Annotated in this window: 19 protein-coding genes; 8 read left to right on the forward strand and 11 right to left on the reverse strand. The window is 62.3% G+C overall.

Annotated features, from left to right (window positions below):
• Positions 1-139: 139 nt before the first annotated feature.
• Together BJ992_RS29525 and BJ992_RS29530 are read right to left on the reverse strand one after the other, a co-directional pair.
• Positions 140-433: a hypothetical protein gene (locus tag BJ992_RS29525; RefSeq protein WP_184986555.1), complete on the reverse strand. Its 294-nt coding sequence runs from the start codon at positions 431-433 to the stop codon at positions 140-142.
• A 35-nt stretch (positions 434-468) separates the two neighbouring features.
• Entirely contained in the window at positions 469-1,290 is an 822-nt protein-coding gene (locus BJ992_RS29530; RefSeq protein WP_184986557.1) for an SAM-dependent methyltransferase, read from the reverse strand.
• An 86-nt stretch (positions 1,291-1,376) separates the two neighbouring features.
• Here BJ992_RS29530 and BJ992_RS29535 point away from each other — a divergent pair, with 86 nt between their 5' ends.
• A complete protein-coding gene (locus BJ992_RS29535) occupies positions 1,377-1,634 on the forward strand; it encodes a GntR family transcriptional regulator (protein WP_184986559.1) in 258 nt (85 codons plus the stop codon).
• A gap of 347 nt (positions 1,635-1,981) precedes the next feature.
• The gene (locus BJ992_RS29540) at positions 1,982-2,668 is read left to right on the forward strand and encodes a hypothetical protein (protein WP_184986561.1); all 687 of its coding nucleotides are present in this window, start codon (positions 1,982-1,984) and stop codon (positions 2,666-2,668) included.
• Positions 2,669-3,038: 370 nt separating this feature from the next.
• On the opposite strand, the gene BJ992_RS34445 is transcribed toward BJ992_RS29540, so the two are convergent.
• On the reverse strand, positions 3,039-6,665 hold the full coding sequence (locus tag BJ992_RS34445) for a tetratricopeptide repeat protein (RefSeq protein ID WP_184986563.1): 3,627 nt from the start codon (positions 6,663-6,665) through the stop codon (positions 3,039-3,041).
• 458 nt (positions 6,666-7,123) lie between these two features.
• On the opposite strand from BJ992_RS34445, the gene BJ992_RS29550 reads away from it, so the two are divergent.
• Entirely contained in the window at positions 7,124-7,774 is a 651-nt protein-coding gene (locus BJ992_RS29550) for an HAD-IA family hydrolase (protein ID WP_184986565.1), read from the forward strand.
• 535 nt (positions 7,775-8,309) lie between these two features.
• On the opposite strand, the gene BJ992_RS29555 is transcribed toward BJ992_RS29550, so the two are convergent.
• From BJ992_RS29555 to BJ992_RS29565, 3 genes are all read right to left on the reverse strand, one after another.
• Positions 8,310-8,960 (reverse strand): HNH endonuclease, encoded by a 651-nt coding sequence (locus BJ992_RS29555; protein ID WP_184986567.1) that lies wholly within the window; start codon positions 8,958-8,960, stop codon positions 8,310-8,312.
• 770 nt (positions 8,961-9,730) lie between these two features.
• Complete coding sequence (locus BJ992_RS29560; RefSeq protein ID WP_221475031.1) at positions 9,731-10,432, reverse strand: response regulator; 702 nt, start codon at positions 10,430-10,432, stop codon at positions 9,731-9,733.
• Positions 10,433-10,529: 97 nt separating this feature from the next.
• The gene (locus BJ992_RS29565; RefSeq protein WP_184986569.1) at positions 10,530-10,688 is read right to left on the reverse strand and encodes a hypothetical protein; all 159 of its coding nucleotides are present in this window, start codon (positions 10,686-10,688) and stop codon (positions 10,530-10,532) included.
• 597 nt (positions 10,689-11,285) lie between these two features.
• On the opposite strand from BJ992_RS29565, the gene BJ992_RS29570 reads away from it, so the two are divergent.
• Positions 11,286-12,083 (forward strand): HAD-IA family hydrolase, encoded by a 798-nt coding sequence (locus tag BJ992_RS29570; RefSeq protein WP_184986571.1) that lies wholly within the window; start codon positions 11,286-11,288, stop codon positions 12,081-12,083.
• Positions 12,084-12,342: 259 nt separating this feature from the next.
• On the opposite strand, the gene BJ992_RS29575 is transcribed toward BJ992_RS29570, so the two are convergent.
• The 5 genes from BJ992_RS29575 to BJ992_RS29590 form a co-directional block, all read right to left on the reverse strand.
• On the reverse strand, positions 12,343-13,215 hold the full coding sequence (locus BJ992_RS29575; protein WP_343072926.1) for a tyrosine-type recombinase/integrase: 873 nt from the start codon (positions 13,213-13,215) through the stop codon (positions 12,343-12,345).
• Positions 13,212-13,346 carry a hypothetical protein gene (locus tag BJ992_RS34450; RefSeq protein WP_343072927.1) on the reverse strand — a complete coding sequence of 45 codons (135 nt, stop codon included), beginning with the start codon at positions 13,344-13,346 and terminating at the stop codon, positions 13,212-13,214. The genes BJ992_RS29575 and BJ992_RS34450 overlap by 4 nt, the downstream gene beginning before the upstream one ends.
• 207 nt (positions 13,347-13,553) lie before the next feature.
• A complete protein-coding gene (locus tag BJ992_RS29580; protein WP_184986572.1) occupies positions 13,554-13,970 on the reverse strand; it encodes an IS3 family transposase in 417 nt (138 codons plus the stop codon).
• Entirely contained in the window at positions 13,946-14,251 is a 306-nt protein-coding gene (locus tag BJ992_RS29585) for a transposase (protein ID WP_184986574.1), read from the reverse strand. Before BJ992_RS29585 ends, BJ992_RS29580 begins: the two co-directional genes overlap by 25 nt.
• Positions 14,252-14,438: 187 nt before the next feature.
• A complete protein-coding gene (locus tag BJ992_RS29590) occupies positions 14,439-15,269 on the reverse strand; it encodes a Crp/Fnr family transcriptional regulator (protein WP_184986576.1) in 831 nt (276 codons plus the stop codon).
• A 751-nt stretch (positions 15,270-16,020) separates the two neighbouring features.
• On the opposite strand from BJ992_RS29590, the gene BJ992_RS32360 reads away from it, so the two are divergent.
• The 4 genes from BJ992_RS32360 to BJ992_RS33415 all read left to right on the forward strand — a co-directional run bounded on the left by BJ992_RS32360 (position 16,021) and on the right by BJ992_RS33415 (position 20,116).
• A complete protein-coding gene (locus BJ992_RS32360) occupies positions 16,021-16,263 on the forward strand; it encodes a hypothetical protein (RefSeq protein ID WP_221475924.1) in 243 nt (80 codons plus the stop codon).
• Between the two features lie 338 nt (positions 16,264-16,601).
• Positions 16,602-16,949, forward strand: a complete 348-nt coding sequence (locus tag BJ992_RS29600) for a hypothetical protein (protein ID WP_184986578.1) — start codon at positions 16,602-16,604, stop codon at positions 16,947-16,949.
• A gap of 895 nt (positions 16,950-17,844) precedes the next feature.
• Positions 17,845-18,315, forward strand: a complete 471-nt coding sequence (locus BJ992_RS34600) for an RICIN domain-containing protein (protein ID WP_425503739.1) — start codon at positions 17,845-17,847, stop codon at positions 18,313-18,315.
• Positions 18,316-18,721: 406 nt separating this feature from the next.
• Complete coding sequence (locus BJ992_RS33415; RefSeq protein WP_184986582.1) at positions 18,722-20,116, forward strand: ATP-binding protein; 1,395 nt, start codon at positions 18,722-18,724, stop codon at positions 20,114-20,116.
• Positions 20,117-20,260 lie beyond the last annotated feature (144 nt).

The following is a 20,260-nucleotide window of genomic DNA, read 5'->3' on the forward strand; positions in this document are numbered from 1 at the left end:
CAGTCCCGGCACATGGCCCCACCGGGAATGCTCCCGCCGTACGGCCAGATGAAGGTCCAGCACACAGGCACATGATCACAGTCCGCGGCCGGAGAACCGCTGTCCTCGCACGTGGATAATCGACCGTCGAGCATGAGCGTCACAGGGGATGCCCGGAACGTGGGGCCGGCACGTCCGCTGGAGTGATCCGGCGCAATTGGTCGTACCGCGCCGCGATACGGCGAGCCGCCGTGACCGGGTCGTTGGCCGGGCTGTAGCGGTAGACGTTGCGGCCGTTGGTCGGCGAGACCTCACCGGCCCACCACAGGAAGCAGGGGCCGCACCACACCAGCAGGTCATGCCACACCGACACCAGGGCGATCCCGTCACCCTCGTTGACGTCCGCCGCGATGCCATGCGACTCCAGAGCATGCCGCAACCGGTAAGCAGCCACGATCGCGGGATGCTTCGCAGGTCCCTGCCCCGAGGTCATGACTTCCGCCCCACCCCGCCATAGGCACGCACCCGCAGATCCTCGGTGAACACCGCCCAGTCCGGCCGCCACAGCGGCAGGTACACCACCCCCGGCTCCACCAGCTCCAGACCGTCGAAGAACCCCGCGATCTCCGGCAACGACCGCAGCACCGCCGGCGCACTCGCCCGGTCATACGCCGCCGTCACCGGCACCAGGTCCCCATGCCGCTCAGCATGAGACACCACCAGATACGACCCCGAAACAACTCCGCCGACCAGCGTCTCAACGATCCCGTACGGGTCGACCTCATCGGGGATGAAGTGCAAGACGCCGCACAACAGCACCGCCACCGGCTCACGAAAATCGATCACCCCCCGGACATGCGGATCATCCAAGATGTCCCGCGGCCGGCGCAGATCACCACCCATCGCCAGCGTGTTGGGATTCTCGGCGAGCAACGCCTGAGCGTGCACCAGCACCAACGCGTCATTGTCGACGTACACCACCCGAGCCCGCGGATCGACCTGCTGCGCCACCTGATGCACGTTCTCCTGAGTCGGCAACCCCGTCCCGATGTCGAGGAACTGCCGCACCCCGCACTCCTGCGCCAGGTACCGCACCACCCGCCGCAAGAACTCACGGTTAGACCGCGCCATGAACGGCACATGCGGCGCCTTGCGGATCACCTCCTCAGCACACTCCCGATCAACCAGGAAGTTGTCCTTCCCGCCTAGGTAGTAGTCGTACATCCGCGCCACGCTCGGCGTACTCAGATCCAGCCGCCGAAGGACATCAGCCTGTACCCCGCGGACGGAGTCCCGCTCCGGTGCATCCATGCGCGCATCATAAGCACGGAAAGCCATAGCGCGCTATAGCGCGCTGTCCATCGCCAAGCGCGCCACAGCTTCCTACGGTTGCCGACATGATCGAGCTGAAACCGAATCAGCCCAGGTGGCGCCAGGTCCACGCGATCATGCGCGAACGTATCCTCACCGGCCAATACAAGCCGGGCGAACGCATCCCCTCACTCATCACCATCATCGAAGAGTTCGGCATCGCCAACGCCACCGCCCAGAAGGTCATGCGAGCACTACGGGCGGACGGCCTCATCCACACCGAACCCGGCATGGGGTCGTTCGTCACTGAGGCGGGCCAGCGTCAAGAGCCACCGCATCAATGACCTGAATGTCCGGTGCAGCTCATGCCGAGCATGCTCGTCAGTTGCGTCATTTCGGCAAACTGCATAACTGAAAGTATCTAAGCGGTTACCGTTACGCTATGTCGCTTACGTCGAACCTCGATGACCGCCATAGCCTGTTTAGCCGATTCGTAGCAGCGGAGTTACCGGCCCTGCGAGAACTCTCGGCAAGCTACCGCTCAACTCGTCCTGCGGACAGCAGCGCACTTCGTCCGTCTGCCCAGCCAGGTGTCAGGCCGGCATGGGGAACCTTAGGTGCTGCGATCGATCATCGGATCCGCTACGCGTTCATCGACCAGGTCACCCCGTCCGGCGCCGTACAGGGTGGCATGGAGCTCGCGGTCCATTTGGCCGATCCGACCGCCTGCGGCGCTATATACGCAACGGGCACGGCGCTGTGTGAGACGCTGGCAGAACTACTCAGCGAAGAACGTCCTCATGATCGGTCGCATCCCGGTCTGCTCTCCGAGCACGCCGAGGCACGACTAAGCCGTCTCTGCTATGCCATGGCCTGGTTCGAGGAGATCTACCGGACAGGGCGCCTATGGCCGGGCACGCCGCTGGGAGATGCCAGCCCAGATATGACTGTGGACCAACTCCTGGCAGCGGTACCCGCGTACGCCGTCGAGGACCTGGCCGCACAAGCAGGGGTAGCCATCTCGGCCTTAGCCAAGCTCCGCGCAACGCATGCCCCCAAGGAAGTACACGCCGGACCGACATTCGCCGGCTCAGTGGACGTCGGAGGAGCCGACGCCGATCTGATCATCGGCGGCCTACTACTGGACATCAAGGCCAAGATCAAAGCCACGCTGGGTCGCGAGGAGTTCTACCAGCTGATCGGGTACGTCCTCCTGGACTACGACGACCGCTACTGCATCGAGCAGGTAGGGCTCTACCTGTCCCGCTTCGGGCACCTCACTACCTGGACGGTAACCCAATATCTGGGCTTGCTCGGATGTCGAAAGCCCATCGCCGAGCTCCGAGAAAAGTGCGCAGCGGCGCTAGCGCCCAGCTAAGAGGATCAAGCTGCATGGTGTCCAGCATCAGGCCATCGACCTGAACAGGATGAGGACTTTCTTCACGTCTTTAAAGCGGCCCGCTGCGCGGCCCGCCGGGCGCGCCGGTCGGCAAGCGTGCCCGGCTGCGGCTCTTCGGCCGGTCCGGGCACGCACCGCCCCGCGCGCCCGCAAGACCGCCAGAAGTCACGTAACGCCGTGACGATCGCTCACTTCGGTCTCTCGCCATACGGGTTGCGGCGATCGGCTGCCGCGGCCCTCTTCGAGAGGCCTTGCCATCGGGTAGCCATGGTGACGCCCCGCAGCTCATCCGGGAAAGACTCGTAGCGCTTCATCAGTCCTCTCAAACCTTCAGGATGAGATCGAGGGGTCAGTCGGCTGAGCCGTAGGTGGCAAGAAGCTGGGATAGTTCAGTGAGGTGGGCGCTAACGGGGATGACTCTCTGGAGGTCGCGGAGTTGATCGAGGGCAGTACAGCGAATGTACGCCGCAGCGTGGGGCAGTGTGACGGCTTGGGCCCAGAGGATCTTGGCCTGTTCGGCGGCGCCGAGGGCTGCTTGGTAGAGCGCAAGATCGAATAAGCGTGGCAACGTTGCACCCCTGCAAGCGATGTCCTGGGTGCCTAGATCAATTGCTTGGTGGAGTGCTGCATGAGCACGGTCTCGGTCAGCGAGCAGCAGGTATACAACCGCCCGCTCATAATGCGGCTCGGCGTACTCAGGGTCAAGGTCCGCGGCACAGTTAAAATCAGCCAGCGCTTCCTCATGGCGCCCCATCTGGCGATAGGTTCTGCCACGGTAGGTGATCGCCCAGTCCAGGTCGGGATAAAACTCAATCACCTTGTTCAGATCGGCTAGCGCTTCCTCATAGCGGCCCATCAACCGGTAGGTCTCACCTCGGCCGGCGATGGCCCCCGCGTAGTTAGGGTCGAGTTCGATAGCGCGGTTGAAGTCCGCGAGGGCGGCCTCATGGCGCCCCATCCACCGGTAGGTCAGGCCGCGGCTGGCGATGGCCCAATCGCTTGTGGGGTTGAGTTCGATAGCGCGGTTGAAGTCCGCGAGGGCGGCTTCATGGCGCCCCATGGCCTGGTAGGTCTGGCCGCGCCTGGCGATGGCCCAGTCGCTTGTGGGGTTGAGTTCGATAGCGCGGTTGAAGTCCGCGAGGGCGGCTTCATGGCGCCCCATGGCTTGGTAGGTCTGGCCGCGGCTGGCGATGGCCCACGCGTATTCAGGGTCGAGTTCGATAGCGCGGTTGAGGTCCGCGAGGGCGGTCTCATGGCGCCCCATGGCTTGGTAGGTCTGGCCGCGGCTGGCGATGGCCCACGCGTATTCAGGGTCGAGTTCGATAGCGCGGTTGAGGTCCGCGAGGGCGGCCTCATGGCGCCCCATCAACCGGTAGGTCTCACCCCGGCTGGCGATGGCCCAGTCGCTTGTGGGGTTGAGTTCGATAGCGCGGTTGAAGTCCGCGAGGGCGGTCTCATGGCGCCCCATGGCCTGGTAGGTCTGGCCGCGCCTGGCGATGGCCCAGTCGCTTGTGGGGTTGAGTTCGATAGCGCGGTTGAGGTCCGCGAGGGCGGCTTCATGGCGCCCCATGGCTTGGTAGGTCTGGCCGCGGCTGGCGATGGCCCACGCGTATTCAGGGTCGAGTTCGATAGCGCGGTTGAGGTCCGCGAGGGCGGTCTCATGGCGCCCCATGGCTTGGTAGGTCTGGCCGCGGCTGGCGATGGCCCCCGCGTAGTTAGGGTCGAGTTCGATAGCGCGGTTGAAGTCCGCGAGGGCGGCCTCATGGCGCCCCATGGCCTGGTAGGTCTGGCCGCGCCTGGCGATGGCCCAGTCGCTTGTGGGGTTGAGTTCGATAGCGCGGTTGAAGTCCGCGAGGGCGGCTTCATGGCGCCCCATGGCCTGGTAGGTCTCACCCCGGCTGGCGATGGCCCCCGCGTATTCAGGGTCGAGTTCGATAGCGCGGTTGAAGTCCGCGAGGGCGGCCTCATGGCGCCCCATCCACCGGTAGGTCAGGCCGCGGCTGGCGATGGCCCAGTCGCTTGTGGGGTTGAGTTCGATAGCGCGGTTGAAGTCCGCGAGGGCGGCCTCATGGCGCCCCATCCACCGGTAGGTCAGGCCGCGGCTGGCGATGGCCCAATCGCTTGTGGGGTTGAGTTCGATAGCGCGGTTGAAGTCCGCGAGGGCGGCTTCATGGCGCCCCATGGCCTGGTAGGTCTCACCCCGGCTGGCGATGGCCCACGCGTATTCAGGGTCGAGTTCGATAGCGCGGTTGAAGTCCGCGAGGGCGGCCTCATGGCGCCCCATCCACCGGTAGGTCTCGCCGCGGCGTGCAATGGCCCAGACATACTCGGAGTCGAGTTCGATAGCTCGGTTGAAATCAATAACAGCAGCATCTTCATTTTCGGAACGGTACTGCTGCCAGCCACGTTGAGCGAGGGCAATCGCCCTAGTCTTCTGGGAGAGGTTGGCGTTGTTGATCAACTCGGTGAGGAAATCTGTCGTGCCGCTACTAGTAGCTGGCAGGCTATCACACAATCGCTTGCCCCAAGAGCGAAGATCTCCATCGCCAGTATCAACACCTGCCTGCATGATCATTTCAGCCCAGCGCCGGGCTAAGGAATTACCAATTCGACAAGCAAAAACGGCCTGCTCCAGCACGCTGAATAGGGCACCAGAAGGGCTCGCGCACAGCCGGTGATAAGCCTGCTCTAATGTATGACTCGCCCAACTGTCATTGTTCCAGCCCTCGTCATCAGGTAGCCCAAGCTGCTCGCACCAATCTTTGTATCCTTCGGCCAGTCTGATATGGATTTTTATCCAGGATTGCGGAGACTGACGATATTGCAATCTGATCATAGATGCGCGAACCACATCATGATAGTGGCATTCGCCCGTCTTGTCGGTAATAAACGGCATGCGGCGCAGCCAGTTAAACGCATCACGCGTCTCAACATCATCGGCGAGCAAGCCAACCACATCCTGGTTAAAGCGACGAGAAAGCGCAGCCGCAAGTGCCAACGCACGCCGAGACGGATCGTCCTCCCACTTCAGGAATCGCTCCACCGCATCCCCGCTACGATCACCCACATCGCCAGGATCAGCAGGCCGATTCTCGGCAAGCATCGCCACCAGCAAGGGTAACCGCCCAGAGAGATCAAGGATTACCTCGATGACACGATCATCCATGACTCCTCTTCTGGAAAGCAATTGACGAGCTTCCAAATCGGTGAATGGCGCGAGAGGAATGTCGGCAATGACATCTAAGTACGCGGCCCACCGATTCGGATCAAGGGGAAGCTGTCCGGCAATCGTGATTACGAGACTTCCAGGCAGGGCGCCATGCCGATTATTCAGCAGATCTAGCAGCCATCCATCTAAGAAGGGTGAAGTTCTCTCGTAGGTGTCAAAAAACAAGCAAACCGGGCTACTCGACTTTGCGAGCTTTCCTAGTTCCTCAACGAATATAGGGGTCAGCTCGTCAGATGGAGATAGTAAGAGTTGTACATCCGTATGGCTGCGAAACTTGCGACCAAGATAAATGCGTAGCTTATTCGCTTGATCGGCAAGGGAGTCGGCGTCAATTAGTTCAGCAACAGAGCCAACCACAGGGATGCCCTTAGCAGTGTGCAACCCGATTTTGACGGCGGTGTGGGTAAAAAACGTCCCTGCCTCCTGCGGTGCATTAGGATCTGCCTCAAGCTCACGTACAAGCTCCTGGTAGACAGCAAGACGTTTTTCCAGGGCTTTCAAGCGCTGTCCTTGTAAGGCGAAGTCCGCTGCGATTGCTGCCAGCGTATCAGGGATTCCGTAAATACTTTCACTTACGCAAGCCGTCACGCCCTCATGCTCGATTGCGGCTTGCCTTAATTGCTGAAGCAAAAAACTCTTTCCAACGCCCGCGTTCCCGTGGATGTTGAAGATGAAACGGCGCTGGGCATCGCTCAGTGGTATGGTGAGGTTCTCCCGAAATTGAGCTAACTGCCCATCTCGGCCCACGAATCCTGCCTGTTGTCTACGTCGGATAAGATCCTGTAAGGATAAGAAACTCTCAGCCACTGTCCTTGATCCTCGCGATGATCTGGCTAGTGCAGTACCAGGATTCACTACTTCTAGCCGGTCTGCCACTTGTTCAGCGGGTTCGTTGACAACCTCGTCGCCGATGTGGCCGACGGGAGGGCCGCGGGTCTACGCACCATATGGATCAACTGTGGCATCGCGCCGAGCGGCGATCACGATGCGGATCGCGTCGTGTCTGACGTGATAGGCCCGCGTCATGCCCTGGTATGGCGCCAGCTCGTACAGCAGCCGCAGTACAGCAACACAGGCTTACCACGCCGTACGCGATCAATCGCTATCACACGCTTGAGCTGGACGACGAGGCGCTGACCTTGATGCTGCCTGCAGTTTGCAAGCAGGCACTCAACCCTCGGCGCACCCGCATAGGGTAAGGCAATGTGCAACGGCTTGCACTCTTTGACCTGGACAACACCCTCATCAACCTGAGCGAAGCGTTCCGGGTGTGGGCTGAGGAGTTCGCCGAAGAACATGAGCTTGGGCTCGAGGCGGTTGATTGGCTCCTTGCCCTGGATCGTGCCGGCTTCCCCCATCGGGAAGTCTTCTTCACCGAGACACGCGAGCACTTCGCTCTTTCCGCGTCGGTCGACCAACTGTGGAGCCGCTACCGTACGCGCATGCCCTTTCTGGTCCGCTGCCGGCCTGAGGTGAAAGACGGGCTATCCCAGCTCCGCGCGTCAGGGTGGCGGGTGGCGATCGTCACCAACGGGACAGCGGACAACCAGCTCGGCAAGATCCAGCGAACGGGGCTGGCTGACGTCGTGGACGGCTACGCGCTATCGGGCATCGAAGGCGTCCGTAAGCCGGACATCGGTCTGTTCGAGGTCGCCGCCCAGCGCTGCGGCATGAGCCTTACCCGTGGGGGATGGATGGTCGGGGACCACCCCGTTGCCGACATTGGCGGCGGCCGGGCGGCGGGTCTGCGTACGGTCTGGATCGACCGGGAAACATGGTCTGATTATGACCACAGTGCGGATCATGTCGTCGCCGACGTCATCCAGGCCATGCAGAGCGGGAGACTGTCTCAGTGAACGGGACTCAGGGATTGCGAGGATCTTGCTAACACCGGTGCTAAACAACGTCCGTGGACGCCGGTAGACACCTAGAGAAGACGATCAAGGCAAGATGCACCCTGAGCAGGCGCGGGGAGCATCGGGAGACGTCAGGATATGATCTTCGGCCGACTTGTAAACGCAGTTCGGCAACCCGGTCGGGCGACATAAAGACCTTTGAGGACTGTGACGACAACCAAGAAGTACAGCAGGAAAGTACAGCAACAGGGCCGCACACCACCTCACACCCACATCCGCCAACGCACATCCGAGCAGGGCGAGTAGCTCACTACGTCGTGACTGGCTCCCGTTTGCAAGCAGGCGCTCAGCCGTGGGAAGTGGCAGTGACTTGGGCTGGACCATAAGCCAGTAGTTAACTGCCGAATTGTTCTTGTGTGATCATCAAGCGGCGGCGCTCCGCGCCGCCTCGCGGCCCTGCGTCCGCTCGGCGGCCGGTCATGCGGCCTGGGGGCCGGTCCCGGCTGCCGGCAGCTCGGGCCGCGGCCAAAGGTCATCACGACTCTTCAAACCGATTCTGTCGCAACGCGAGTTCACTCCGAACTATCTCCCGCAGCAGCTCGGCGACGGTGCCGGATGAAAGTCCGATTCCCCAATGGGTCGATACCCCACCGATGGACCTTACTGCCTCATGCAGGCGTTGCTGCAAAGTTCCCGGTGGGTTGTTCTCGTAGATCTCTGCAAGAACCTTGAGCTCACCAGCCCGTAGAGAGGCAAGCGCATTCAGGTCTTTCGCCTGCGGCCCCGTGTAGTTACGGGCGCGTGGATCTTGTGGCCCCGAGAGGTGAAAGAGGTAGCCCAAACCCCCGCTATTGGGGTGATCAACAACCCATCGCCAGAACCGAGCGGCGTCAGCTGTGTCCGGCGCGTTCTCGTGGCAAGCCTGACAGAGAAGGATGATGTTCTCGACGCTGTCGGGTCCTCCAAGTGCACGAGGCACTACGTGGGCCCGCTCTAGCCCCTTCCACACCTTGGCCGACGCCTCCTTCGAGGAGACTTGCTCTTGGCGACACCAGCCACAGGCAAAGCACTCAGGCTCCCCAAGGTCGATGAGGGGGATGTAGTCGCTACCTGGAAGCGCCCGGCAATACCAATATCGAGCGATCTCTTCGTGGGTCGGCATACCCTCGTCCGCGAACTTGCGCACGATAAGCACGGTACTCACAGCGACTGACATTTCAAGGTGGTACGCCTCCGGCGTGGGCGCTCCGGCTCCGGGGTGATCGTCAAAGGCTCACTCACCGTGGCCAACCGTAGCTGGCTGAGGTAGGGCCCGATCACCCCGCCCGCCATCGACCCGAGACAAGCCGCGCAGACCAAGGCCGTGGGGTGATCAGGAGGCGGAGGCGTGCGCGCCGCGCGAGTATTGCCAGGTCACGGGCTGATCGTCGCGCCATCAGCGTGCCATTAGGCAAGGCGACGAGGGGGCAATCACGGTCACTCAAGAGCGACCCCAAGGCCAGGTCAACGCCTGTACGGGCCGTGATCCATGTAATTCCCAAGCTGACAGCGCGGGTTCGATTCCCGTCACCGTTCACAGACGAAAGCTTAGGTCAAGAAGTAGATGCCGACCGGCGTCACGATCTTAGGCAGCCCCAGGCGCACACCCGCCACAGACCTCGGCGATCCACGGTGGTGACCAAGGCGACGGCGCTCCGCGAGGCTGTACGGCCCGACTCCCGCTTTACTGGCCAAGCGTGCGGCCGGTCCCGGCCGGCGACGGAACTCCGCGCCGCCAATCACGCGAAGCACCCGCCACAGCAAGTCGATCACCATGATATGGCTAACCGTCTTAGAGGTCGGAGACGATAAGGCCCGGGACATCAGTCCTCATCCGCGGCCCATAGCCGAATGAAATAGTGACTACCGCGTGACCCGAAGAGCGATACAGCCACATTATTATGCGCTCCATTGAAATCAAGCTGATCCAGGATCCATCCGATAATATCGGACATCACGGTTATAACCATCGCTCAAATGTATCCGCTCCATCACGTCGATCACATAGTGAATGAGCTCGTCATACCAGGGCGTGTATCCGAAAATCATTGGATCGACACCTAGTCGCGGATCGAAGCGAGCAGCATGGATAAGAACAGGAAGATCGATTCCACGATCTCTGAACTCCTGCAGCATCTTGATACCGGCCTGCCCATCGGTACCGCGATTAACATCACTGATCACAACGTCATATGAGGCTCGATTCAGCTGGCTTAACGCTTCGTCCGTCGAAGTCACTTGGTCGACTTTCATGCCAAGCTCCCGAAATACCTCAGTGAGGTACACATTATTCACAGGAAGATCGTCGACCCATAGGATCCTGCCGCCTTTTAAGTATCCAGCAGCATGATCTAGTCTCCGCAAGACCGCTCTTCGCGCTGTTCTAGTGACCGGAAGTGGCGAATCCGCCGAACTGTCCGTATTTTCTGCCGCCTTGTTCAACAGACGCTCGACCTCCGTCAGTGTGATCTCTACCCCTAAAGCTCCAATAGTCGAGATGCGCGGCACAATCTTCTCCATAAAGGGTCTTCGTAACGCGAAAAACGCAATTAAGGCGAACAGGACCCAAAGCAGGGACGGGATTACGTCAATTAGCTTGCCCCACAGCGCCTCTGACAACAGAAACCCCTCAGCCTAGAGTGGACAGGTGGGACCAAGCATAGCCAGTGCAGGTATGACCAACGACAAGTATCCGCATCTCTCGCGAGAATGCGCCTCAGACGGGTAGCGCTCCAGCTCTGGAGTGAAAATTGGGATCGCGCATCATCTCTATCCATAGATGGCCGATGTAGAGGATCGGATCACCCCACGCGCCATCGACTTGGGACAAGCCGAGCAGATCAAAGCCCTGGCTGATCAGGAAGCTCAGTGGCACACCAGACGCGTGCCCGTTGCGTGCCCGTTCGGTTGGCGAGCAGCGGGAAACCGGGGGGATTCACGGTGACTCGCCCCCAGAGGCCCAGGTCAACGTTTTCGCAGCGATTTGATCATGAAGGACTTCCCAAGCTGACAACGCGGGTTCGATCCCCATCACCCGCTCCACCTGGGCTCTGACCCTAACCGGCCCTTCTGACGGGTGGGACGACGGCGACAGGTGATCAGCATGCGAGGGCCGTCGCCGCGTGAACTGTCCTAGCTCTTCCAACGCGCTCCGATACATCAACCCAGCCGCACGCCGGCTCACTCACCCACGCGTCAGCGATCACTCCAAGCCAAGGTAGAACGATGACGCAGAGGTCGACGATCACGGTGCCTACTCCTGAAAACGGAAGGTCCCAACCGCGAGGGTTGCAGTTTGGGTTGCAGTCCAGGGTGATCCTGAGGCGTTCAGTGTGGACCGCGTATACCCGCTGACCTGCATTGACCTGTCTGGAACCATGCTCGTCCGAGCTAAATCCGTCAGGTCCGGGGGCCGGGGCGGGGGTCGATCGGGATCGTGACTCCCGGACACGCACACTCTTACGATCGGTCCGTGCAACGACTCGCGCTCTTTGACCTAGACAACACCCTTGTGGACCTTGACGAGGGGTTCCGGGCATGGGTCGAAGAGTTCGCCGGCGCGCATGGCCTGGGGTCCGAAGAGGTCGATTGGCTGATCGCTCTTGACCGCCAGGGTTTCCCCCATCGAGAGGTGTTCTTTGCCAAGATCCGTGAGCGCTTCACACTGCCAGATTCAGTTGAGGAACTTTGGAGCCGCTATCGGAGGCGCATGCCGTACCTCGTGCGCTGTAAGCCCGAAGTTCTGGACAGCCTGGCCCGGCTACGGGCGTCAGGGTGGCGCGTAGCGATCGTGACCAACGGCACGGCAGACAACCAGCTCGGGAAGATCCAGCAAACAGGGCTTGTCGAAGCAGTCGATGCCTACGCGCTGTCGGGAGTCGAGGGCATCCGCAAACCCGATGTCGCCCTGTTCGGCATCGCGGCCGCGCGATGCGGCATGACTCTCGCCGGGGGCGGTTGGGTGATCGGTGACAACCTAACCACCGACATCGCCGGCGGACGCGCCGCGGGTCTCCGGACTATCTGGATCGACGGGGGAACCTACCCGGGCGTCGACCACCAGTCCGACCACGCGGTCACGGATGTACTCCAGGCCATTGAGATCTTGCAGGCGACGGGAGATGACGACGGTATCGCACATGGCAGCAACGTCAGCGCTAAGGCATACGGAACGCCCGTAGGCGAGACGCCCAATATGCAGGCAATGATCAAGAGCCGGGACGACAGCCACAGATGCGTTTCGGCAGGTCAAGGGGAGATCCGGCAGTGAGAGACACTGCTCTCCTAAAGCGGGTGCCGCAGGTTCGAATCCTGCCGGGGGCACTTTCCTGACCAGCCATCTAGCCCTCTACCAGGGCATCCCTTGATCACTGCTGAGTGATCTACGGCAGCCGTAGGCCGCCGTACGCAGTCGTAGGTCAATGATCGCGAACCATGTGCGAACCAGCATCCGGGACGTTTCCGCAGGTCACCTCTGGAAAGCGAAAGGCCCCGGGATGTCCCGGGGCCGTGGTTCGCAAGGCTGTGGATCACTCGTCGAGAGCTTCGGAGATCTTGCCGTTGGCGCGCGCCTGCTGCCCTTCGATGCACTTGGCGTAGACCCGCAGCAGCACGTCAACGCTGTGACCGGCCCGCTCTGCCACCTCAGTAGCCGGTACCCCTGCATTCAGCCAGAGCGAGACGGCCGCGTGCCGAAGGTCGTACGGCCGAGCCGCCAGCGGTGAGACCACCTGCTCAGCCGTGAAGGCCGCCCGGCGTGCCTGCTGCCAGACACCCGAGTACGCCGAGGAGGAGAACGGCCGACCCTTGGCCGTCCGGAACAGACGACCGTCAGCAGCAACACCGTAGCGATCGAGATGCGACCGCAGGATCGCGACCAGGACAGGAGGGATGGGAACCAGCCGAGTCTCATCCTTGGCCCGGTGCTTGAGGCCCCGAGAGTCGTGAGTCTCCCCCGAATTGGTCCATCTCTTGTTGGCCTGTGGCCGCGCCTTCTCGACCGTCAGCAGACCCCAGCCCTGTTCAGGAAGGTCACAGTTCTGCCGACGCAGGCCCGCGGCTTCCTCAGGCCGAAGCGCCGCGTAGTACATACAAGAGAACATGCCATGCAGCCGCCGGCCCCGAGTCCGGCCGATCGCTGGGACGGCCGCGAGTAGCGCACGGGCCTGTTCGGGGTTGACGACGGTACGAGGATCGACGCCACCGGCGACCTTTGGCGGAGTCCACTTGATTGCGTGCAGCGGGTTGGCTGGCAGTTCTTTCTGCTCCACGGCGAGTTCCAGCAGGGAATGCAGGACTTCCCTCTTACGGCGCACCGTGTTGGCCGCGGCCTCGTGGCCGTCGAATGTCACCGTGATTGCGTCCAGCGCGGTCCGCGCCACCCGAGGCTCCTGGAGATTCACCAGCGGCAGCGTGAACCGCGCCGGGCAGGCAAGGAAGGCAATACAAGATCGGTGATGACACCGAAACCGGACGCCAGTAACACCACCGAAAGAACCGCGAACAGCCAGATTTGAGCACGCTGAAGACGCACGCCACATCCTCCGAAAAGCCCCGTTAACCAGCGGCACCGCGCCCAGCGGCCCCCGTAAATCCTGCATAAAGCAGGCCAAACGCACTCATATTCATCAGCGTAAGCAAATCTGTCAATGCCGAGATCGTCAGCCAGGGACTACGGCGAGTTATCTCACAAAGTCAACAGCCAGTTACATAGCTGCTCGAACATAGTTGGTGTCGATCGTTAACGCGGTCCTCGGAGGCTGCTGCGGCAATGGCCTTCGTCAGCAATGTGATCCCTCGCCGAAGGGATGTAGCCGAAGATGAGACCACTCGGTCCGGTGCCGGCGATCCGGTATGGGCGGATGCCGTGTATGCCGAGTCCGTGCCGCGCGGCGAGCAGCTCGACCGCTCCGTGGCCAGCCGCCGCGTGGTGGCCCAGGGTCAGCTCGGCGTGCACACGTCGGGCCCCGTAGGTGCCGCGGGAGCGCTGGTGGATCTGCCTGATCAGGTCGGTCAGCCAGGCGTGCCGGATGGCCCGCGGCGAGGGCGGCCGGTGCCGCCAGGCGTAGTAGCCGGACACCGAGACCTGAAGGACGCGGCAGGCGATCTCGACGGAGATGCCTTCGCCGGCCATCACCGCGACGGCCTCGAACCGCATTTTGGGGGTACCACCTGGCGGACCAGCTCGATCGCCCGGCGAGTGGCCTGCAGTTCGGTCTCCAACTCGGCGATGCGCCGCTTGGCCGCGACCAGCTCGACCTTCTCCGTGCTGGTCAACCCTGGCTCCAGGCCGCGGTCGATGCGATCCTGCCGCCGCCAGGTGTAGATCGTCTGAGTGCTGATGTCCAGGTCGCGCGCCAGGTCGGTGACCTTGCGTCCAGACGCGATCAGGTCCAGTACCTTCCGGCGGAACTCCGGCGGATAGCCGCGCCGTCCCATGCCACTCTTCCCTCAACAAGCGGCACAAGAATCTAACAACCTACCTCCACAGAACCCGGGGAACACCAGAGCCTCCGTCAGACCCGGAGCGGTCCATAATGCCGACCCTGCGCGACACGGGCGGTGATCCGCCCGGTGACACGAATGCGGGCACCCTGCATCGGCCAGCGGACGTCTGTCGAGCCGATCAGCCGATCGTCTCCTCGTGCATGCTGCGGCCCAGGCCAGTGAGGGATATCAGGCCGTGCATGTCGTGTATGGCGATCCGTCGGTAACCCGTGCCGATAATCCCCTCGCGTCGTAACCGAGCCAGTTCCTTGTGCACGCTTGGTTCGGTCGCGCCCACGAGCGCTGCCAACTCTGGCTGGGTGAGCGCTACACCGATCACGATGTCGTCCTCGACTGCCTCCCCATATGCGGTCGCGAGTTCGAAGAGAACACGTGCCAGCCGAGTCTGGACCCGGAAATTCGGCACCTCGATACGACTTTGCGTCACCGCCCTTAGCTTCCCGACGACGGCGCGATGGACGGCCAGCGATAGGTCGGAGTCCTTCCGTAGGAGCTTGATGAAGGTGGGCTGGGACAGTCTGCGAACCAGTACCGGACCGGCAGCTGTGATCGTCGCTGATCGTGGCCGGCCATCCAAACTGGAGAACTCGCCCACCAAGTCGCCACCTGCACGGATCGCGAGCAAGACCACGCTGCCGTTCTCCGTGGTGGCGGTGACCTTCACGCAGCCATCGATCAGCACACAGACGTCGGTAGAGCGGTCTCCCTCCACGATCAAATTCTCCCCCGCCGCGAATTGACGTGGGACGCCACTGTCAAGGAGCCTGACTCTGGAGAGCTGATTGAGACTGCCGAGCAAAGTTCCCGAAGGCCACCTGCCCGATTTGACAGGGACCTTTCCCACTCTGGACCGAGTGAGATCCCCAGCCGTCGCGGTGCTGCGGTCGTCGGCGAGCGGAACGCGGCCACTACCAGTCACCGCCGGTTCCGGGTATGTGGGTCCGGCCATGCTCAGGTCATCCGCCGTACAACGCGTACAGAACCGCCGGGAAGGCGATGATCAGGCTGGCTATGGCGGCCAGTACGCCCGCTAGCCGTGTGTGTGTAGATGTGCTCAGTGTGCGTACTACGTAACCGATGAGGACGAATAACGCCAAGGTCACCAGGACTCCGGCCATCATCATCGAGGAAGGTTGTTGCATCGAGCGTCTCCTTGCCGATCTCATGGCTGGGATGTGGACTTGCCAGCAACCGGCACGCTGAGAGACGAAGGTGGAGCCCTACGTGGGCTTCAGTGGAAGCCTCTGTCCCTGCGCTGACCGGTAGCCAAGTTGATCGCGACGGTAACTCACGCTGGCGCACTAGAAGAAGGGCCGGAGGCAGATCTCTAACCAAATGGTTAGAGGAACGACGAAAGGACGGCCCTACGGGCTTCCACCCCCGAAACAGACCGCCTTTCGTCCGGCGCCACATCCCAGCCAGGGATACAGACGCCCGAACAGGACATTAGCCCGGGGGAGCAGCGGTGGAACCCATTGCATTACGGGATTGCCCATGATCCTTTTGCATGGTGCTCTGTCTAGGCCGCTGTGTCGCTCCGTCCCGCCTAGAGTTCCTCAAGGGAGGTCTGCCCACGGCCCGCGCGAGGCGACCTGACCCTGCCACCCTCATCGCCGCCCACCGTCCGCCAGGCCACCGGCTGGACCACGGCCTGCCCCGACCTCGCCGCCGTCCGCGACCACGTCCGAGCCTTCGCCGACATGATGATGAACCTCCGTGGCGGCGACCTTGAGCAGTTGATGAACCAGGTCCTGGCCGATGACCTGCCGCAACTGCACTCCTTCGTCATCGGCTTACGCGGCGACCTCAACGCCGCCCTGACCCTATCTCACAGCTCAGGAAAGGTCGAAGGCCACGTCAACCGCGTCAAGATGCTCAAACGCCAGATGTACGGCCGGGCCAACCTCGACCTCCTGCGCAAACGCGTCCTCCTCGCCGACTGACGAGGGTCAACCTCACGAAATCAGTGCCAGAACCCACATTCACGCGTCGTCGACACCACCAGTTTCACAGCGTCGAGTAGGGCCCGCGCCTGAACCGGGCTGATCACTGTACGGGGGTCGACGGCACCGACAGCTTTTGGAGGCTGAACCACGCCAGGTTTCGTGGAGACTCTGATGTGCCCCGGCTTCGGGGGGGTCGTCTTGCTGGAATCCTCGGGTCGTTGATCACGAGGAGAGGCGACAAGTGCCCCGAAGTTATCCCCCCGAGTTCCGCCGCAGGGTGCTCGACCTGGTCAGGTCCGGCCGTCCCGGTCCGGCAGGTGGCGGCGGATCTGGGCATGCCTGGCCAGACCATCTACGTCTGGTTGCGTCAAGAGCGCATCGATGCCGGCCTGGAGCCGGACTTGAGCTCTGCTGATCACGTCGAGCTTGTGGCTGCGCGGCGGCGGATCGCGCAACTGGAGGTCGAACTGGCCGTTACCCGGCGGGCCATGGAACTGGTGAAAGAGGCGCCAGCAGCAACGTCCCACACGTCGACGCATCGGCGGCACCGTCCATACGCGCCTGACCACAGCCGCGATCAGTCAAGCAGGATGATTGGTCCGCCTAAAGCGGACGCTTGTTCTCGTCTCAACGAGGGCTCAGCGATACAGCAAATTGGTTTGCTTCCACCTGCTCTATGGTGAGTGCCGGCGGCTTTCCCTTGGGCCACGGGGCAAGACCTTGCTTGATCAGCCACTGACCGATGTCTCGGCTTCGGAGTTCGGTGCAGCCTCGCCAGAAGAACGGCGCGATAGGAAGTATGACAACTTGGTCACCTTCTAGCTTCAAGATCACGATACGCCAGCTTGGGTTGAAGAGCCGATCTCGATCCGCCTTCGAGATTCGTAGTCCGTAGCCCGAGCCGTTGGGATGGTGGCTACCGTTGTTCCACCCAGTGACACGCATGGCGTTCTCCGTCCTCCGCCTGGTCTCAAGGTGCCACGCCAGCGGGAAGACGTACAGTAGGAAAGTACAGCAACAGGCCGACCTACACCTCAACCGACATCCGCCAACACACATCCGAGCAGGGCGAGTAGCTCACTACGTCGTGGCTGGCTCCCGTTTGCAAGCAGGCGCTCAACGCCGGGAAGTGACAATGGCGCGGGCAGGACCAGAAGCCCCGTGTGTTGTTGAAATCGGGTGGACTGCCGAATTGTTCTTGTATTGATCTTCAAGGCGGCGCTCCGCGCCGCGTGACCCTGCGTACGCTCGGCGGCCGGGCTGCGGCCTGGCCGCTGGCGACTCCGGGTCACGGCGCACGACGACGGTTACGCCCACTCTCCTCGCTGTCGATTGTCGCGGTCCCACCCTGGGTTTGGCGGCTACGAGGAGGACGGGAGAGAACTAGGGGCGGTGGATTACTGCCGTGGACAGCAGCAAGCTCGTTGACCTCGATCACGTGCCATAAGCCTGCGTTCCGCCAACGATCCCATACGGAACGGAAGATTGACTGGCGGAAACGGCATGCCGCCGACAGACTAGAGGTGGCTCGAAGGAGGGATCATGGATATAGACCTCAGTGTCCTTGGCCAGCGAATCATGCTACGAGATCTTCACGTTTCCCCTAGAAGCCGACCCTATTTGATCATTGCCAGACAATGTGGGTTTGCACTCGACGCGCGACTACACCATGAACTCGGTAGCTCTCCACTCCTATGGCCGCCGCACGCGTTTCCGCACCAGCTTTGGTATCTGCGTCCACGTCGTTTAAGTGGAGAGACGATTATCCAATCAGTGGCGCATAAATTCGCGTTGGAGGAATCACGTAAGGATGGACAAGACTTGGCCATGTCGCAGAAGAATGGGGAGGCTTGGCAACGATGGCGACTGGAGCCATCCGCTGACGGTGTCGCGTACTTCATTCGTTCCGTGTGCAATGATCGATATCTCACGATCTACGGCACTTCCGAACCGGTGACCCCAGGGTGGGGCCCTTGGTTGGAGAGAGAGAAGAGAGAAGATCTCTCACAGCAATGGATTCTGGCCATCCCTCGACGTCGCTTTCCATGACTTAGTTATCCTGGTCGCTGTCAACAACGCTTCGCGCAGAGGACACAGGGTTGCAATCTAGGTTGCAGTTCAGTGTGGTCCAGGGCGCTTCAAGATGGACCGCACGTACCCGCTGACCTGCATCGAACTGTCTGGAACCATGATCGTCCGAGCTTTCAATCCGCAGGTCATCGGCGGCCCGCAGCGGACAGCGGCCGCTGTGACCCGGCATCTGCCGAGCGTGGATGCGGCGCCGGCTGGAGATCTGGGATGTCGGCGACGAGCATGATCGGCCCGTCCGTTTGCTTCTTTCGCCATGCCATGGGCGTTTCGTGTCTTGCAGCTGAGGTTTGCGCGGTTTTGGTGGTGAGTCTCCCCAGGAGCGGCAAGGAGTCGCCATGGGGGGTGTGCGTCTGGTCGTGAGGGGGTGATCAAGGTGAGCGCGTGGCATCGGTACTCCATCAGGACCCGCCTGACTGTCGTGGCCGGCGCCGTCATGGCGCTGCTCTGTACTGTTGTCGCGGTGTTCGCCTTGGTTGCGGTACGGGAAGCCTCCGTCGAGGAGCAGACGAAATGGCTCACCGTCCACGCCGTGGAGACGGCCAAGGAGATACGCCACAGCGGCGTGCCCTCGTACCTGCCGCCGGGCAGGCGCAACGAGGGGATCCAGGTGTTCGACCCGGCCGGCACGCTGGTCGCTGCCACCCCGGGCTTCTCGGCACGCGAGCCGCCGATAACGAACCTTCACCCTGATGTCGACGCTTATACGATTGCGCGGTTGTGTGATCTGCATGCGTTCCCCGGCCAGTGCAAGATCGTCATTTCCTATCCCGTGCACAAGGCCGACGGCGTCTGGTTGCTCAACATGGCTGTTGACGATGTTCCCTGGTACGTAGGCCCTCGGCTGCTGATTCCTCTCGCCGCCGGCTGGCTCTTGCTGGTCGGGGCGACCACGGCGGGCACCTACCGGACCGTGGGAAAGACCCTGGAGCCGGTGGGCGCGATCAGCGGCAAGCTCGCCCAGATCACCGCTAGTGATCTCAGCCACCGGGTGCCGGTACCGAAATACCAGGACGAGCTGCGCGACCTCGCCGAGGTCGCGAACAAGACCCTGGACCGGGCCCAGTCGGCGGTCGAGCAGCAGTTGCGGTTCGCCTCGGACGCCTCCCACGATCTGCGCAGCCCGCTGGCCGCCATGCACGTGCAGATCGATGAGGCGCTCATGTACCCGAAGGAGACAGACTGGCCGCGAACGGCGAACGCGCTGCTGGACAGTGTGGAACGGCTTGAGGACCTGGTCAGCGACCTGTTGCAGACCGCCCGGCTGGACGCCGGCATCAGCGGTCCACACGATCACATCGACCTGACCGCTCTGGTGGCGGCCGAGCTGGACCGGCGCCCTCGCCGTGTCACGGTGATCCGCCACCTCACCTCCGGCGTGATGATCAAAGGGGAGCGGATCGGCCTGGTCCGACTGCTGAACAACTTGCTGGACAACGCCGAACGCCACGCCGACTCCACCATCACCATCAGCCTCACCCTGAAGGCGGGCACGGCGGCGCTGGAGGTGTGCGACGACGGCCAGGGCATCGCCCCCGACCAGCAGGAGGTCATCTTCCAGCGGTTCGTCCGCCTCGAGGCCTCCAGCAGAAAGGACTCAGGCGGCACCGGGCTCGGCCTGCCGATCGCCCGGCAGATCGCCGAAGCCCACGGCGGCACCCTCACCCTCGAAGACAGCCCCCGCGGCGCACGATTCGTCCTACGCCTGCCCGGCCATGCCGCACCTTCCGCGGACCACGTTCGCACGCCGGCGAAGGTGTGACCTCGGGAACCGGCGGCCGGCAACGCACCCGGCACCGGTCTCTACCAGGAGTCGTCCTCGTCGAAGTCCGCGGCCTCGTCGCGGGCGTCGGGGTCGCGCAACTGCCGGTGGCGGTGGCGCCACCAGCGGGGACGGTCGACTTCT

Source organism: Sphaerisporangium rubeum (assembly GCF_014207705.1).
Classification (GTDB): domain Bacteria; phylum Actinomycetota; class Actinomycetes; order Streptosporangiales; family Streptosporangiaceae; genus Sphaerisporangium; species Sphaerisporangium rubeum.